A 16716-nucleotide genomic window follows, 5' to 3' on the forward strand; every position below is an offset into this window, starting at 1 on the left:
ACCGCACCCACCCCTACCTGGTCTCGCGCCGCATCCCCGGCGACGCCTTCGCGCGCCTGCTGCGCTCGGTTCGTACCAGCTCGGCGATGTCGGTGTTGCCGTTGGCCTGCGCCCAGCTGTCGACCGTGAAGCCCGCGTCGTTCTTCTGGTCGAGATCGACGTCCGTGCGCAGCAGCCGGCGCACGACGTCGATGTGGCCGTTGCGCGCCGCGAGCATCAGCGCGTTCGATTGGTTCGGCGCCAGCGCATTGACGTCCGCGCCTTGCGCGAGCAGGCGTTCGAGGATCGCGACACGGCCTTCGAAAGCGGCGTACATCAGCGGCGTCCAGCCGTCATGATTGACCGGAGCGCCGGCATCGAGGAGCACATCGACGACATCGTCATGGCCCTTGAGCACCGCCATCATCAACGCCGAATCCCCCGCCGCGTTGCGTTGGCCGAGCTTCGGCCGGAATTCGAGAAGCGCCGCGACGGTGTCCGCGTGGCCTTCGCGCGCCGCGAGGATCAACAGCGTATTGCCCTGTTCATCGACGGTGTTCGGATCGAGCCCGCGGCTGAGCAGCTGTACCAGCGGCCGGGTTTCGCCGAGCCGCGCGGCGTTCAGCGAATCTTCGTAGCTGCTGGCCAGGACGGATGCGCTGCCGAGCGCGACGGCAAGCAGTGCGGCAAGGATCGTTCGCTTCATGGGATCAGGATCTCCGGGCGTGGCGGAACAGGCGGAAGAAATTTTCGGTCGTCGCCGCAGCGATGCGCTCCAGCGGCTCGTTGCGCAGGCGCGCGATCTCTTCGGCGACATGCACCACCCAGGCGGGTTCATTCGTCTTGCCGCGGTGCGGCACCGGCGCGAGATACGGCGCATCGGTTTCGATCAGCAGGCGATCGAGCGGAACGTACTGCGCGACCGCCTTGAGATCGGTCGCGTTCCTGAACGTGACGATGCCGGAGAAGGAAATGTAGAAGCCGAGGTCGAGCGCCGCTTCGGCGACCTCGCGCGTCTCGGTGAAGCAGTGCATGACACCGCCCACCCCGGCGGCATCTTCTTCACGCATCAGGCGCAGCGTATCGGCCGCGGCGGAGCGAGTATGGATGATCAGCGGCTTGCCGCAGGCGCGCGCAGCACGAATGTGGGTGCGAAAGCGCGCCCGCTGCCATTCCGGAGCGTCTTTCTGCCAGTGGTAATCGAGGCCCGTCTCGCCGATCGCGACGACTTTCGGGTGATCGGCGAGCGTGCCGAGGCGCGCCGCGTCGGGCTCCTCGACGTCGTCGTTGTCGGGATGAACGCCGGCCGAGGCGAAGAGATTCGCATGACGCTCGGTGAGCGCCAGCACCCGCGGGAAGTCTTCGAGCTTCACGCTGACGCACAGCGCGTGACCGACGCGATTCGCCGCCATTGCCGCGAGCACGGCGTCTTCACGCGCGGCCAGGTCGGGAAAATCGAGATGACAGTGTGAATCGACGAACATGGAATCGACGAACCTCGGGGAAACCGGGCGGAATCAAAGGGTGTGGGTCGGACGACTGGAACCGAGGTGTCCGGCGAGGATCTGCTCGATGCGCCCGCGCAGCGCGCGTCCCGAATCGTCGGCGCTGAAATGCACGCCGATCCCCTGCGTGCGGCCGCCCTGGGCGTCAGGCGGCGTAATCCATACGACGGTCCCCGCGACCGGGTGCTTCGTCGGATCGTCCATCAGTTGCAGCAGCATGAACACCTCGTCGCCGATCTGATGCGGCCGCGGCGTCGGCACGAAAATGCCGCCGTTCGCGAGGAACGGCATATACGCGGCGTACAGCGCGGATTTCGAGTTGATGTTCAGCGACAACACGCTCGGACGTGCAGCGCTCGGTTTGCTTTCGCTCATGATGACGGTCCGGCCAGCGCACGTACATAGCGCAACAGCATGTCTTCGAGCATCAGTCGGGCATTCAGCGGATGCTGGGCAACCCGGCGAATCCGGGCGAGCTCATTGTAGCAGTTCAACACTGCGGCGACGGTCGAGCGCTGCGCCAGCGCGCGCACGACGCCTTCCTCGCGGGGAAAAAACCGTACGCGACCGCCGAGGCGCAGCGACGCGAGATCGGTCACCCAGCGCTGCATCCACTCGACCAGCTGCACGACACCGAAACCGGCAGCGAGCGCTTCCTTGGATTTCAGCCAGGTTTCCCACTGACCGGCGAGCTGGAGCGGATCGGTCGCGGGCAATTGCGCCACGTCGCGCACGAAACGGCCCAGCAGTGCGCCGGCGCCCTGTCCGGCCAAGCGCTGCGCGGCCAGCGGCATGCCGCCGGTCAGGGCGAGCAGCTCCGCGGCCGGCGCATCGTGCGTGCCGAGCCACTGCCCGACCACGTCCGCGGCGGGCCGCGAAAAGCTCCACTGCTGGCAGCGGCTGCGGATCGTCGGCAGCAGGCGGCGCGGCGCCGAGGACACGAGCACGAACAGGCAACCGGCGGGAGGCTCTTCGAGCAGCTTCAGCAGCGCGTTCGCGGTATACGGGTTCATCGCGTCGGCCGGATCGACGACGATGACGCGCCGCCCGCTCTGGTGGCCGGTCACCGAAAGCGACTGCTGCAGCTCGCGGATCTGCTCGATGACGATCTGCGTGGATTTCTTCTTTGCCACCCCGGCGTCGCGTTCCCCGCCTTCCCGGCCCTCGTCGCCGTCGCCGCCTTCCCTGTCGGCAGCCGGCACGATCATGAAGAGGTCGGGGTGGTTGCCCGAGCGGCGCAGCTGACAGGTCGTGCACTGGTCGCACGCGAGGCCGTCGGCGCGCGGCGTCGCACACAACAGGCGCGCCGCCAATGCGTCGGCGAGATCGCGCTTGCCGAGTCCCGCCGGGCCGACGAACAGCAGCGCGTGCGGCAGGCGTTCGTCGAGCGCGACGAGCCGCTGCCAGGTTTGCTGCAGCCACGGGTGCATCATCGCAGGCAACACTCCTCGACGATCGCCTCGACCTCGGCGCGGATCGATTCGGGCGTGCGCCCGGCATCGACGATGCGTATGCGCGCGGGCGCGATGCGCGCCCGTTCGAGGTACGCGGCACGCACCCGCTCGAAGAAATCGCGCTGCTCGCGCTCGAAGCGGTCGGGTTGCGCGCCGCCCCTCGCGAGCCGCGCAGCGGCGACTTCCGGCGGCAGATCGAAGACGAGCGTCAGGTCGGGCTGGAAGCCCGGATGCACCCACGCTTCGAGCGCTGCGAATTTCGCCGGGTCGAGGCCGCGGCCGCCGACCTGGTACGCATAGGTGGCATCCGAAAAGCGGTCCGACACGACCCAACGCCCGGCCGCGAGTGCCGGCAGGATGCGCGCGGCAAGATGCTCGCGGCGCGCGGCGAACATCAGCATCGCTTCGGTTTCGAGGTGCATCGGTTCGTGCAGCAGCAGCTCGCGCAAGCGCTCGCCGAGCGCGGTGCCCCGGGCTCGCGGGTCTGTTCGACGCACAGTCCGCGCGCCTCAAGGAGCGCGACGACGGCCGCGATCTGGCTGCTCTTGCCCGCCCCGTCTATGCCTTCGAACGTGATGAAACGTGCCGGCGCCTGCGATCCGCTCAACTTCCTGTTCTCCGCTGATATTGAGTCACGGCCTTGTTATGGTCATTCAGATTCGTCGAAAACTCGCTCGTGCCGTCACCGCGTGAGACGAAATAAAGATAATCGGTCGTCGCCGGCCTGACCGCGGCAATCAGCGCGTCGAGTCCCGGCATCGCGATCGGGGTCGGCGGAAGTCCGCTGCGCGTATAGGTGTTGTACGCGTGATCGGTTTCGAGGTCGCGCTTGCGCAGATTCCCGTCGAACGCGCTGCCCTGGCCATAGATCACCGTCGGATCGGTCTGCAAACGCATGCCGCTGCGCAGGCGGTTGATGAACACCGACGCGATCAGCGCGCGATCTTCCGCGCGGCCGGTTTCCTTCTCGACGATCGACGCGAGGATCAGCGCTTCGTACGGCGACGCGAGCGGCAGATCGGAGTTTCGCGCCTCCCACACCTGCGCGAGCCGCTCGTGCATCGCCCGATACGAGCGGGCGAGCAGCGCCAGCGCGCTCGACTGCTTGTCGAAAAGATAGGTATCGGGAAAGAACAGCCCTTCGGGGTGGGATTCGGTCGCACCGACGCGCTGCAGGATCTCCGCCTCCGACAGGCCCACGGTGTCCTGGATCAGCTCGGCGTTTGCTTCGAGCGCGGCCCGCACCTGGCTGAAATTCCACCCCTCGACGAGGCGCAGTTGAGCCTGCGAGACATCGCCGCTCGACAGCTTGAGGATCAGCAGCCACGGCGTGATCCCGGTGTGGACCTCGTAGCTGCCCGCCAGAATGCGGTCGGCCTTGCCCGTGAGCCGCGCAATCCAGTACAGCACGCGCGGATCGATATCGACACCCGCGTCGGCGATCGCCGCAGCCGCTTCGCGCATCGTAAACCCGCGCTGCACCGTGAAGTCGACGACCGGCCGGGCGAGCGGCAGCGGACGCGTGACATACCACCACGCAGCGGAGAGACCCGCTGCAGCGCCGAGTGCGACGACGAGAAACAATCGGAGGAGCAGCGACTTCATGCGATAGTGAAATAATTGAACTTCGGCGTGTCGGAGGCGATGCGCCGGCGACCGCTTGGGGCGGGCGGACCCTATAATACTTCATCGCATTCTCCGACTCCGGCTTAACGACATGAATACGAATTCGACCTGGACCCATTCGACCTGGACCGATTTTCTCATCGCGGAAGGCGCTACGATCGAAAGCACCGGCATCCGTTTCGATACCCCGGACGCCGGGCTTGCGCCGGCTGCCACTGTCGTCGTGCCGCTCGTCAATCTCGGGATCATCCGCAGTCGCGGCGAAGATTCCGCGCCGTTCCTGCACAACCTGTTCTCGAACGACGTCAAGAACCTCTCGGCCGACGGCGCGCAGTGGACCAGCTTCAACTCGCCGAAAGGCAGGATGCTCGCGAGCATCCTGCTGTGGAAGGAAGCCGACGGTCACGCGCTCGTGACGTCCGCCGACCTCCAGCCGGCGCTGCTGAAGAAGCTGTCGATGTACGTGCTGCGCAGCAAAGTCAGGCTCGCCGATGACGGCGCCGAAACGGCGCTCGTCGGGGTCAGCGGCGGCGACGCGAGCCAGGTGCTTGCGCGCGCCGGGCTCGCCGTGCCGCCCGCGGCGATGACGCAGGCCGTAACGGGGGACACGCGCTGCATCCGCCTCGATGACAACAACTTCCTCGTCGCGCTTCCCGTCGCCGACGCTCCGCAAGCATTTGGCGCACTGCTCGCGGCGGGCGCGGCGAAGGCCGGCAGCGCAGCGTGGCAGCTCGCGATGGTGCGCGCCGGCGTGCCGCTGATCACCGTTCCGACGCAGGAAGAATTCGTCGCGCAGATGCTCAACTATGAAATCATTGGCGGCGTCAGTTTCCAGAAAGGCTGCTACCCCGGCCAGGAGATCGTCGCCCGGACGCAGTACCTCGGGAAGCTCAAGAAGCGCATGTACCACGTTCGGATCGCCGATGGCACGGAGCCGCTGCCGGGCGCCGATGTCTTCGCGCCGGAGTTCGGCGACCAGTCCGCCGGCAAGCTCGTCAACGTCGCGCCCTCCCCCGAAGGCGGGTTCGAGGCGCTCGCGGTCATGCAGACCAGCTGCGCCGAAGCGGGTGACGTGCATCTGGGCAGCCTTGCCGGTCCGCGGCTTTCGTTTCTCGACCTTCCTTACGCGCTGCCCTGAACGATGGCCACCAGCGAAACCGCGCGCATTCATTACTTCATTTACTACCGCATTCGCGCCGGCATCGACCGCGACGATGCGCATGCGAACGTGCGCGCGATGCAGGCTGCGGTCGCGGCCCGCACGATGGTCGCAGGGCGGCTGATGGAGCGCCGCGGCGACGATGCGACGTGGATGGAGATGTACGAATCCGTTGCCGATCCGGTCGCTTTCGAAGCGGCGCTTGCTGCCGAGATCGAAGCGCATCGGCTCGCCGACCTGATCGAGCCCGGTTCGGCCAGGCACCTCGAACGTTTCGTCGAATGTGCCTGATCGTCGTCGGCTGGCAGGCTCACCCCGACTACCCGCTCGTCGTGGCCGCGAACCGCGACGAGTTCCTCGCGCGTCCCGCAGTGCCCGCGCACTGGTGGACCGACGCGCCGGATCTGCTCGCCGGTCGGGACCTCGAAGGCGGCGGGACGTGGATGGGCGTCACGCGCAGCGGACGCTTCGCGGCATTGACGAATTATCGCGACCCGACGCTGCACCGGCCGGGGGCGCCGTCGCGCGGCGTTCTCGTGCGCGACTGCCTCACTGCGGCCGCAAACGCCAATGCCAACTCCGATGCCGACTCGACCCTGCGCCGGATTGCGGCAGTCAGTCCGGACTACGCTGCATTCAACCTGTTCGTCAGCGACGGCCGGCATCTGGGCATTCATGAAAGCACCATCGGCAGCGTACGGCTGCTCGAGACCGGCATCTACGGGCTGTCGAACCATCTTCTCGATACGCCGTGGCCGAAAGTCCGGCTTGCCCGCGAGCGCTTCGCCGCCGCCCTCGCCCGCCTACCCGAAGACGGCGAGGACGCGCTCCTTCCGCTGTTGCGCGATGACGCCCCGGCGCCCGACAGCCACCTGCCGGAAACGGGCGTCAGCGCAGACTGGGAGCGTTGGCTGTCGCCCGCCTTCATCCGCGCGCCGGGTTACGGCACGCGCTGCTCCACCGTGATCACGATGCGGCGCGACGGCGACGTGAGGTTCGTCGAATGGACGTGGGACGACCAGGGCGAACTTGCAAGCGAAGTGCGGCACCGCTTTACCACACGCCCTCCCATCGCACGCTGAGTCGCCGCTGACCCCCCTTGTCCGCCGCAGCACCGCGTGCCGCCGGGCGGCCCTACTCGACGATCTCGACGGCGGTGCCGGCCGGGACGAGCTCGAACAGCTCGATGACGTCGCGGTTGCGCATGCGGATGCAGCCGTGCGACCGCGGCACGCCCATCGGCTGATCGTCCGGCGTGCCATGAATGTAGATATAACGGCGCATCGAATCGACGTTGCCGAGCCGATTGCGCCCCGGCTCGCACCCGCACAGCCACAGAATGCGGGACAAAATCCAGTCGCGGCCGGGATGCCGGGCAGCGAAACCGGGCGACCAGATTTCGCCGGTCGGACGCCGTCCGCGAAATACCGTGCAGATAGGCGCATGGGCGCCGATTCTGGCACGAATGCGGTGCAGGCCGCGCGGCGTGCAGCCGCTGTCCCGAACTTCGCCGGCACCTTTCTCGCCGGTCGATACCGGATAGCACCGGATGCAGGCTTCGTCCGGCCCGAACAGAAACAGCCGCTGCCCGGCAATGCTGATCCGGATGTGCACGATTGTCACGCGATCAGCGTGCGCCCGCGCCGGGCCGCGAAGAACCCCGACAGCAGGCGGCCGCATTCGTCGGCGAGCACGCCGCCGGCGACCTGCGCGTGATGATTCAGCCGGCGCTCGGCAAAAAGATCAATCACGCTGCCGGCGACCCCCGTCTTCGGATCGCGCGCGCCGAACACGACGCGCCCCACCCGCGCATGCATGATCGCGCCGCTGCACATCGCGCACGGTTCGAGCGTGACGAACAGCTCGCAGCCGGGAAAGCGGTAATTTCCGAGCCGCTCGCCCGCGTCGCGCAACGCCATCACTTCGGCGTGGGCAGTCGGATCGTGGCGCCCGATCGGCTGGTTGAAGCCGCGGCCGACGATCTCGCCGTCGAGCACGACGACCGCACCGACCGGCACCTCGTCGCACGCTCCCGCCCTTCGCGCCTGCTCCAGCGCCGCACGCATGAAATCTTCGTCACTCATCGAACTCGTCTCCTCGCCCCGCAGTTTACTGGAGCGCGGCTGTGCAGCGCCACGACAGCGCGCGCCGGTCGGCGGGCGAAGTTGAATAATCGCCGCGGGGACAATACGATGACGCGTTTCGCGTCCCGCTCCTCATCTCCCATTCCCCCGCCCGGCAACACTCAAGCCGTCATCATCAATGTCAGAGAACTCCGTTGTCACCATGGATCAGCTCCGGGTCGGACTGTACGTCGTTCTCGATGTCAGCTGGTTCGAGCATCCTTTTGCGTTCAGCCATTTCAAGATCAAGACCGAGGAGCAGATCAGGACCATCCGCAGCCTCGGCCTGAAGACGGTCCGCTACAACCCGTCCCTCAGCGACATCAGCGCACCGCTCCAGGGCGCTCCGCGACAAGCGCCTCCGGCAGCCGCCGCGGACGCCAAGCCCGATCTGGCCCCCGCGCTCCAGGCCAAGCGCGCGTTGATGGAGCGGATCAAAGCGCAGCGCGAAGCTGCCGCACGCATCGAGAACGCCTTTATCAATTCGGCCAAGGCGATCCGCGACATCGAGAAGAACCTGCTGTCCCGGCCTGCCGAAACCGTGCAGCAGGCGACGCAACTGGTGACGCAGATCGCCGAGTCGATACTTTGCGCGCCGGAACTGGCGATCCACGTGATGGGCGACAAGATGGGCGGCGAGGAGCTTTATTTCCATTCCCTGAACGTCACGATGCTGTCGATGATGGTCGCGCGCGACATCCGCCTGCCGCAGGCGGTCGTCAGCGTGCTGGGCATGGGCGCGCTGTTTCACGATATCGGCCGCAGGGAGATCCCGAACAGGATCCTGCTGAAGAACGAGCCGCTGACCCAGGCCGAACGCCACCTGTATGAAATGCATTGCCAATACGGCGTCGAGATCGGCCAGCGGTTGCAGCTCGCCCCGCCGGTCCTGGCGATCATCCGGGAGCATCACGAGCTGTTCGACGGCACCGGCTACCCGAAAAAACTCAAGGGCGAGGCGATCGGACTGCTGTCACGCATTGTCGCCATCGCGAACCATTACGACGAGCTGTGCAATCCCGTCGATATCACCGATGCGATGACGCCGCACGAGGCGCTGTCGGTGATGTTCGCCAAGCTGCGCAACAAGTTCGATCCGAAGCTGCTGCAGATATTCATCCGTTGCCTCGGCGTCTATCCGCCGGGCACGATCGTGCAGCTGTCCAACGGCATCATCGCGATGGTCGCAACCGTCAATACCGCCGCGCCAATGAAACCGATGATCGTCATCTACGACGCGAACATCCCGAAGGACGACGCGATCCTCGTCGATCTGATACGCGAACCGGATCTGAACATCGCGCGGGCCATCAGGCCTGCGCAGGTCCCCGGCGAAATCTACAACTACCTGAGTCCGCGCAAGCGGGTGAGCTATTACTTCGACGCAGGCAAGCCTGGTCAGGAAGCGGTCGCGACATGAACGGCCTTCCGCAGTTGATGCTCGATCACAGCCCGCACATGATGCTGCTCGTCGAACCGGTCCATCTCGGGATCGTCATGGCCAACCGCATCGCCGCGCAGACACTCGGATATTCCGGTGAAGAGCTGCTCGCGATGACGATCACCGACATCGAAAGCTCGTTGCAGGACGTCTTCTACTGGGAGGACGTGCGCAACGGCCAGTATCGCGACATCGAAGGCCATGAAGGGCTCTATCATTGCGCCGATGCGTCGATGCTGAACGTCATCAAGTCGGTGCGGGTCGTCGACCACGGCGGAGCGCCCCTGCTGCTGGTGCAGGCGAAGGACGTTCAGAACGAGCGCAAGGTCGAGGACGCGCTCGAGCAGACCCTGTCGCAGCTCAGGGCGACGCTCGAATCGACCGGCAACGGAATCCTCGTGATCGACGGGCACGGTCGCATCTCGAGCATGAACCGGCTGTTCAGCACGATGTGGAACATTCCCGACGACTTGCTGCTCGAGCGCAACGACGCGGCGATCATCGAATTCATGGCGGAGCACGTCGTCGAGTCTGAAAGCTGTCGTACGCGCCTGCAGGCGATCGTCGACAGCAGCGAAACTGAAGATCTCCTGCGGCTCGGGGACGGCCGGGTTTTCGAATGCAAGTCGCGCCCGCAGTATCTTGGCGAGCGCATCGTCGGCCGCGTCTTCGGCTACAGCGACATCACCCAGCGCACGCATGCCGAAGAGGCGCTGCGCGACTCGCGCGACAGACTGGAAGAACGCGTGCGGGAACGCACCGCGGAACTGGAAACCGCGAACGCGACGCTGCTGGCCGAGAAGATGCGCCAGGAAGTGCTGATCAGGAAACTCGAGGAAGCGCAGAACCAGCTGCTGCAGTCGGAAAAGATGGCCTCCATCGGCCAGCTCGCGGCGGGCGTCGCGCACGAGATCAACAACCCGATCGCGTTCGTCAACTCCAATCTCGGCACCTTGCAGAGATACGCCAACGATATGTTGAAGCTGCTCGCGGCTTACGAGCAGCTCGAAGGCACGCGCGCTCCGGACAAGCTCCGGGAGCTCGAGGAGTTGAAGAAGGAAGTGGATGCCGCTTACCTGAGCGAGGACATCGCGAGCCTGCTGGGCGAGTCCCTCGACGGACTGCAGCGGGTGAAACGCATCGTGCAGGACCTGAAGGACTTCTCCCACGTCGACCGCTCGGAGCGCGAGTGGGCAAACCTCGAGACCGGGCTCGAGAGCACGCTGAACGTCGTGTGGAACGAACTCAAGTACAAGGCCGAGGTGGTCAAGGAATACAGCCATCCGCCGCAGATCGAATGCTTCCCGTCGCAAATCAACCAGGTGTTCATGAACCTGCTGATCAACGCGGCGCACGCGATCGAGAATCGCGGCCGGATCACGCTGCGCACCGGCCACGACGCGCACAACGTGTGGGTGGAAGTGGAAGACACCGGCAAAGGCATCAAGCCGGAGCACGTCGGGCGGATCTTCGAACCCTTTTTCACGACCAAGGCAGTCGGCAAAGGCACCGGGCTCGGCCTGTCGCTTTCATACGGAATCGTACACAAGCACGGCGGCCGCATCGAAGTCCGCAGCGAAGTCGGCACCGGATCCACTTTCAGGGTCGTGCTGCCCCACAACGCAAGCTCCGACCACAAAGCGCACGGGTAGCAAAGAGCGAAAAATCGGGGAATTGAATGGTGCGCCAACGCCCGGTTGGCACAGAGGATGCGGGAGGGACAGGCCGGCCGTTCCCTCCCCCAGAGGGGCAACAGCGCTGTGCTGCCGCATCCGGCAGCACAGCGCCGCTCGCTCAATGCTTAACGCATTACGCCGGGGCCAGCGCCTTGGCGAGTTTCGCCTTGAGCCGCTGGGCGGTCTTCTCGGCGCCGACGACGAAGCGGCTGCGTCCAGTAGCCGGCGACGAAGGCGACGCTGGCATTTCGAGCACTCTCTCCATTTGCACGACGCCGAGGCTCACGCGCAGCCATTGCGGCCGCGCGGATAAAAGCGCCGACGGAAAGCGCGGCGGCGAGCCGGCGCCTGATTTTCGTGCTCAGGTTCCTGCCGCAGCCGGCAACATGCCGTGCTGCTCCGGCACGTCCGGCACGGCTTCCTCGAAGCGTTCCCACCCGCGCAGGACTCGCAGACCCTGCATCCGGCGGCGCATTTCCGCGCCGAGGTCGCGCACGTCCTGGTCGCTGCGCACGACGCGCGGCGTGATCATGACGAGCAGTTCGGTGCGGACCGACGAGTTCCCGGTCGTACCAAACAGCGCGCCGAGAAGTGGAATGTCATGTAGCAGCGGAATTCCCTGCCTGTCGCGTCCATTGTTGTCGCGGATCAGGCCGCCGAGGACGACTGTTTCGCCGGAGCGCACCGCGACACGGCTCGACACCTCGCGCTGCAGGAAGCTGCGCTGCCCGGTCGCGGCATCGACCGGGCCGACGTCGGTGACCGACTGGCGGATCACCATCGACACCATGCCGCCCGAATTGGCCGACGGTGTCACCGACAGGATCACGCCAGTGTCCTTGAACTGGATCGACGACGTCGTCGTACCCCCGTCAGTGATCGTCGTCGACGACAGCACCGGCTGCTGATCGCCGACGTGGATCGCCGCGGTGTGGTTGTCGAGCACCATGACGCTCGGGCTCGAGATCACGTTCAGCAGGGACTTTTCCGCGAGCGCGTTGATGACCGCCCGCAGCTGCCCGGCGCTGTTGAAGATCGAATACGAGAAGCCCGACGACAGCGACGCGATCTCGTTGGTCGCGCGATTGTTCAGCATGCCCCTGCCGCTGTGGTCGCCGCCGACGCGCTGATCGAACATCCACTGGATGCCGTAGCGGGTCTCGTCGGTCAGCGTGACCTCGAGAATGCTCGCTTCGATCAGCACCTGGGTCGGGGCGAGGTCGAGCCGGCGCAACGCGGCAGCGATCTTGCGATACTCGGACTTCGGTGCGTGGATCAACAGCGCATTGTTGAAGTCGTCGGATACGACGCGAACGTCGGGCGCGAGCGTCGCCTGCGCGATGCCGCCCCGCCCGCGGTCGCTGTCGCGCTCGGCTGCGCTGAGCGCCTGGGTCACCGGACTCGTCCCGCCTCCGGCGAGTCCGAGTCCGGTGCCGCTCCCGCCGCTTCCGAGCGCGCCCATCCCGAGGCGCGGCGCGACGCCGTAGTCGACGGGAACAGGCGCGGCCTGCTCAGTGCCGCCGAAGATCGCGGTCAGAAGGCCGGCAAGGTGCTGCGCCGTCCCGTTCTGCACCGGATACACGTAGAGCTGAGGCTCGCTGCCGCCGTCGCGCGGCTGGTCGAAGCGCTCCACCCATTCGCGGACCTGTTGAAGAAAATGCGCGCGCGGCGTGACGACCAGGATCGCGTTCAGACGCTCGATTGGCAGGATGCGCAGCGCCCCGCCGAGCGGGCCGAGCGGTACGGGCTGCGCCTCGACCTGCTCCTCGACGTTGGCTCCGGCCCCCGCCTCCGCGCGCTGGCGCGCTGCAGGAGCACGCCTTGCAGGAGCGCGCGGAGCAGGTGCAGGCGGCGTATCGACTGCGGCTCCGCCAGTCAGAAGCCGCAGCGTCGCAGCCATTTCCTGCACCGACACATGCTCGAGCGGGAACATGCCGACCGACATGCCCTTGAGCATATCGACGTCGAATATCTCGACGAACTCGAGCCAGTTTTCGATCTGATTGCGTGGGCCCGCGAGGACCAGCAGATTCCGCAGCGTGTCGACGCGCACGAAGGTATCCGGATTCGCGATCGGGCGCAGGATCTCGGCCATCTCGGCGGCACCGACGAACTGCAGGGGCACGACGACCATGCCGTAGCCCGACGGCAGCGCCCCGACCTGCGCCGGTGCGCTGCTCAGACCCCGTAGCGCTTCAGGGGGGCCCACGTGATAGAGACCACCGGCGTCGCGCACGAGCAGCAGGCCGTTCGCCTGCAGGACGGCCTCGAGCAGCGACAGCAACTGGTCGGGCGGCAGCGGCGCCTGGGTGTGCAGCGTGACTTCGCCGGTCACCGGCTGGTGCAGCGTGTAGTTGAGCTTCAGCACGTCGCCGAGGACCGCATGCACGACTTCAGTCACCGGAGCCTGCTCGAATTTCAACGAAACGGCACCGCCCGCGGAGATGGACACCGGCCGCGCCGGCGCGAGCCGGACCTGCCGATCCGTCCCGATCATCAGCATCGGCTGCTGGCGGTCGAGCGGCTCCTCGGCCGCGCCGATTTCCGCGGACGGGACCGTCGCGACAGGAGCCGGGGTAGCGGCACGCGAGTGCGGCGCGTCACCGCCAAGCACGACGTCGGAGCGCACGCCCGCGCTCCCGGCGCATCCTGCGAGCAGGATCGTCGCAAGGATCAGGATTACGCGGAAAATTTTTTCAGATTCGAAAGGAGGCATTGATGATTCTTCTTCAATCAGTCGTTGTCGAGTCCCGCACGCGACCGCCGCTCTGCGCGTCCACGCGCCGGTGAGCGGGAATCTGTGGAAGGAACCGGACGAATTCCGCCCGCGGACGACGCGGCAGCTCGCCCGGGTGCGGCGCGCTCAGCGGCCGCGGCAGGAGACGGAGCTGGCTGCGGCAGGTGCAGGAGCTGTACTGCGAGCCGCTCGTCGTCGCGCTTGAACACGGCGGCCCCTTGCGCGTCGATCGCGTCCAGCACCCACGAACCGAGGCCATCGCCGACGCTGAGCCGATGCACCTTGTCGTCGATCCGCACGATCGCGCCCTTCCCGCCCCCGGCGCGCTCGAACAGCCCCAGCACGACCGGATCGAACGCCCCGGTCGGTCCGTCATTATCGGCGAGCTCGTCGGAAGGGCGGCGCGTCGCTGAGAACAGCGGCCGTTTCGCCGACTCCTCGAGCGCCGCGAGCTCGGAGTCGCGCGCCTCGATCCGCTCGGCGGCGAGTGAAGCGGGTTCCGGGGGCAGTGCCGCGGGCGGCGTCCAGTCCGAGTCGGCGCCCGCCCACAGGATCGCGATTGCGACGAGCAACGCGCCATTGATCACCATCAGAACGAAAAACGCTGTCCGCTTCATTGCTGCAAGTGCAGGACACTGAGGTTCATCTGCGCGCTCAGGCGCTGGTCCGGAGGCGCGCCGCGCAGCCGGCGGCGCATCCGGGTCTGAATCACGATGCTGTCGATGTGGATCGAAGGGATCTCCTGACCTAGCGCAGCGAGCATCGCACGCAGGCCTTCGAGGCTGCCTTCGACGGTCACGGCGACCGGAATCTGCGACAAGCCGTTCGCCGCCCTGACCGGAAGAATCTGGCTCCCGGTGACCCCCATGCCCGCCGATTCGGCGACGCGACGCACCCGCTGCTGAAGGTCGGTGCCGATGCGATCGGTGCCGCTCGACGCCGGATACGTGTGCCGCGCGAGAACCTCGCCGACATCCGCGACGCCGCGCTCGACCTGGTCGCGGACTTCCTTCAGACCCGCGAGCCGCGCGTACCGGGCCTCGATCGCGCCGAGCGGCTCGCGCGCGTTGCCGAGGGCTTCCGCGAGCCCGAATGCGGCGATGGACACTGCGGCGAGCAGCAGCGCTGCCGCAGTCGCCCCGACGAAGCGCGCATCGCGTCCGGGGAAGTTCACGAGGCTTCTCCCGGTGGAGCGAGCACGAACTCGATGACGAAGCTCTCCTTATCGGAGCCGGCGACCCTCGAAATCGGCGCCGGAGCCTTGACCTCATGGAACTCGGGCAGCGTTCCGAGCATGTCCATCAGGGCGGATGCGTTCGCCGCCTGCCCGCCGATTCGCACCTGCCTTCCCTGGATCTCGAGGCGCGTCAGATACGCATCGTCGGGCAGCAGCGCGCTCAGCGTCTCGATCAGTTGCAGGACTTCCGGGCGTTCGTCCAGATGCGCGCGCACCGCGCGTATCCGATCGTTGCCAAGTGCGAGCGCATTGCGCGACGCGACGAGGCTCTCCGTTTCGGCTTCCAGCGCCGCGAGGCGCGCCTCGGCGTCCTCGAGGCGCTCGCGGGCCTGCAGCACCGGGATCAAGGCCAGCACGAGCGCGAGCATCGCCGCGCCCGCGACCAGGGCAACAAGGACAGTGCGGTCGGTGACGAGGCGGGCGCTACGTTCGCCCTCGGCGTATCCGTCGAGCACGATTGGCGCAGTCGCGTCTGCCCAGACCTCGGGCTCCTTGCCTCCGAGCCGCTCGGCGTTCGCGGCGACGAACGCGGCGACCTGGTCGCGGGCCGCGAGCGCGAGACGCACGTGCAGCCGGTCCCCGCGAAGTTCGGCGCGCCAGCCCGACACGACCTGCTCGGTCGGGAACGGGCTCAGCGACGCGACTTCGAGCGCGACCGCTTCGCGCAACTCGGCGCGCGCGAGCGGCGGAAGGCGAAGTTCGCGGACGAGGACGTTCGGCTCGGGCAGCACGACAGCGACGGCCTTGGGCTGCGCGCTCGCGGGGGCCGCAACTGCGGTCGCGCCACTGCGAACTTCCTCGGCACCGTCCGGAAGCAGGACGCGCACCGGCTCCCGCGGCGACAGCCACGCGAACATCGGCCACGCCAGCGCCTCGTCCCAGCCCTTGCGCCAGCGCCGCGGCAGCGAGCGCAGGTCGAAACCGAAGAGGCGCCAGTCTCTGAGCTCAAGCGCCATCTGCGGCATCCTCCGCACCGATCGCACGCACTGGCTCGACGCGCAAGCTGCGCCACGGCAGCCCGTCGCGTTCGACGAGCTCGATCCAGCGCACCCGAGCGAAGCGCTGTCCGCTGCTGTCGGCGACGCGGGCCTCGACGCGATAGCGCGACGCCGGAGACGTTGGCTGAAGGTGATCCTGCACGAAGGCGCTCATGTCGATGATGGTTTCCCCGGCGTCCCGGGCTGCGGCAAAGCCGCGGGCGAAATCGCGGTCGCCACGTGCGAGTATATGCAGTACGCCTGGCGGCGCGGCGAGCGGATCGATGCGGCCAGGACCGTAAAGCGTCACGAATGGCTTGACCTTATCATATACCTCGAAAGTCAATCCAAGCACCTGCAGCAGGTCTTCAGGAGACTCGAACCGACCGCCGCGCGGGCGGAATCGCACACCGGCTGCGACATACGCATCGTCCTCGGCGCCGCGCTCGCCGGCGGTGCTGTCCGGATCGCGCCAGTCGATGACGCGATCCGCGAGAACTTCCGCGGTCCCGGCCTCGACGCCGGCCCCGTAGAGGAACAGATCGCGCAGCAGGCTCGCGGGTGCGCGATTGATATCGACGAAGCCGCTCGCGGACGAAATCAGGATCTCGATCTCGCGCCCGCCGAAGTTGTAGGTCGTGATCGCGCCCGCCCGCGCGCGCTCCGGAGCCCCGCGCAGGTCGACGGCGACGAGCTGGATCGCCGCATCGCCGAGGGCCGCCGCTTCGGCGGTCGCGCGTGCGGTGCCGCTCGCCCGCAGCTCCTCCCGCGCGCCAGCGGCGAGCGCCGCGGCGAGCAACGT

At 67.0% G+C, this 16716-nt stretch carries 17 protein-coding genes and 1 pseudogene; 5 read left to right on the forward strand and 13 right to left on the reverse strand.

The window, feature by feature from the left end; genetic code table 11:
- Positions 1-13 precede the first annotated feature (13 nt).
- From PA01_15390 to mltG, 6 genes and pseudogenes are all read right to left on the reverse strand, one after another.
- Positions 14-685, reverse strand: coding sequence for an ankyrin repeat domain-containing protein (locus PA01_15390; protein KON79839.1), 672 nt, complete (start codon positions 683-685; stop codon positions 14-16).
- Between the two features lie 4 nt (positions 686-689).
- A complete protein-coding gene (locus tag PA01_15395; protein ID KON79840.1) occupies positions 690-1463 on the reverse strand; it encodes a TatD family hydrolase in 774 nt (257 codons plus the stop codon).
- A 33-nt stretch (positions 1464-1496) separates the two neighbouring features.
- Positions 1497-1859, reverse strand: a complete 363-nt coding sequence (locus tag PA01_15400) for a PilZ domain-containing protein (protein ID KON79841.1) — start codon at positions 1857-1859, stop codon at positions 1497-1499.
- Positions 1856-2917, reverse strand: coding sequence for a DNA polymerase III subunit delta' (holB, locus tag PA01_15405; protein KON79842.1), 1062 nt, complete (start codon positions 2915-2917; stop codon positions 1856-1858). Before holB ends, PA01_15400 begins: the two co-directional genes overlap by 4 nt.
- Positions 2914-3545, reverse strand: a pseudogene (tmk, locus tag PA01_15410) (dTMP kinase). Before tmk ends, holB begins: the two are co-directional and overlap by 4 nt.
- Entirely contained in the window at positions 3542-4543 is a 1002-nt protein-coding gene (gene mltG / locus PA01_15415; GenBank protein ID KON79843.1) for an endolytic transglycosylase MltG, read from the reverse strand. Before mltG ends, tmk begins: the two are co-directional and overlap by 4 nt.
- Positions 4544-4655: 112 nt before the next feature.
- Between mltG and PA01_15420 the strand changes: the two genes are divergently transcribed.
- The 3 genes from PA01_15420 to PA01_15430 are packed head-to-tail and all read left to right on the forward strand — an operon-like array spanning position 4656 to position 6805.
- Complete coding sequence (locus PA01_15420; GenBank protein ID KON80385.2) at positions 4656-5702, forward strand: folate-binding protein YgfZ; 1047 nt, start codon at positions 4656-4658, stop codon at positions 5700-5702.
- 3 nt (positions 5703-5705) lie between these two features.
- The gene (locus PA01_15425; protein KON79844.1) at positions 5706-6014 is read left to right on the forward strand and encodes a DUF4936 family protein; all 309 of its coding nucleotides are present in this window, start codon (positions 5706-5708) and stop codon (positions 6012-6014) included.
- Complete coding sequence (locus PA01_15430; protein ID KON79845.1) at positions 6005-6805, forward strand: NRDE family protein; 801 nt, start codon at positions 6005-6007, stop codon at positions 6803-6805. The genes PA01_15425 and PA01_15430 overlap by 10 nt, the downstream gene beginning before the upstream one ends.
- Positions 6806-6857: 52 nt before the next feature.
- Here the strand turns inward: PA01_15430 and PA01_15435 are convergent, their stop codons facing one another.
- Positions 6858-7337: a L,D-transpeptidase gene (locus PA01_15435; GenBank protein ID KON80386.1), complete on the reverse strand. Its 480-nt coding sequence runs from the start codon at positions 7335-7337 to the stop codon at positions 6858-6860.
- A gap of 5 nt (positions 7338-7342) precedes the next feature.
- Positions 7343-7807 (reverse strand): tRNA adenosine(34) deaminase TadA, encoded by a 465-nt coding sequence (tadA, locus tag PA01_15440; GenBank protein KON79846.1) that lies wholly within the window; start codon positions 7805-7807, stop codon positions 7343-7345.
- 202 nt (positions 7808-8009) lie between these two features.
- Between tadA and PA01_15445 the strand changes: the two genes are divergently transcribed.
- On the forward strand, positions 8010-9266 hold the full coding sequence (locus tag PA01_15445; GenBank protein KON79847.2) for a DUF3391 domain-containing protein: 1257 nt from the start codon (positions 8010-8012) through the stop codon (positions 9264-9266).
- Positions 9263-10939, forward strand: a complete 1677-nt coding sequence (locus PA01_15450; GenBank protein ID KON79848.1) for an ATP-binding protein — start codon at positions 9263-9265, stop codon at positions 10937-10939. Before PA01_15445 ends, PA01_15450 begins: the two co-directional genes overlap by 4 nt.
- Positions 10940-11324: 385 nt before the next feature.
- Here the strand turns inward: PA01_15450 and gspD are convergent, their stop codons facing one another.
- Genes gspD through PA01_15475 form a run of 5 tightly spaced genes read right to left on the reverse strand, consistent with a single transcriptional unit; the run spans position 11325 to position 16713 of the window.
- Positions 11325-13679, reverse strand: a complete 2355-nt coding sequence (gspD, locus tag PA01_15455) for a type II secretion system secretin GspD (protein ID KON79849.1) — start codon at positions 13677-13679, stop codon at positions 11325-11327.
- 17 nt (positions 13680-13696) lie between these two features.
- Positions 13697-14317, reverse strand: a complete 621-nt coding sequence (locus PA01_15460) for a hypothetical protein (GenBank protein KON79850.1) — start codon at positions 14315-14317, stop codon at positions 13697-13699.
- Positions 14314-14874 (reverse strand): type II secretion system protein GspM, encoded by a 561-nt coding sequence (gene gspM, locus PA01_15465; protein ID KON79851.1) that lies wholly within the window; start codon positions 14872-14874, stop codon positions 14314-14316. The genes PA01_15460 and gspM overlap by 4 nt, the downstream gene beginning before the upstream one ends.
- The gene (locus PA01_15470; GenBank protein ID KON79852.1) at positions 14871-15893 is read right to left on the reverse strand and encodes a PilN domain-containing protein; all 1023 of its coding nucleotides are present in this window, start codon (positions 15891-15893) and stop codon (positions 14871-14873) included. Before PA01_15470 ends, gspM begins: the two co-directional genes overlap by 4 nt.
- Entirely contained in the window at positions 15883-16713 is an 831-nt protein-coding gene (locus tag PA01_15475; protein ID KON79853.2) for a general secretion pathway protein GspK, read from the reverse strand. The genes PA01_15470 and PA01_15475 overlap by 11 nt, the downstream gene beginning before the upstream one ends.
- Positions 16714-16716: the final 3 nt, after the last annotated feature.

Source organism: Azoarcus sp. PA01 (assembly GCA_001274695.2).
In the GTDB taxonomy this organism is placed as follows: Bacteria; Pseudomonadota; Gammaproteobacteria; order Burkholderiales; family Rhodocyclaceae; genus Aromatoleum.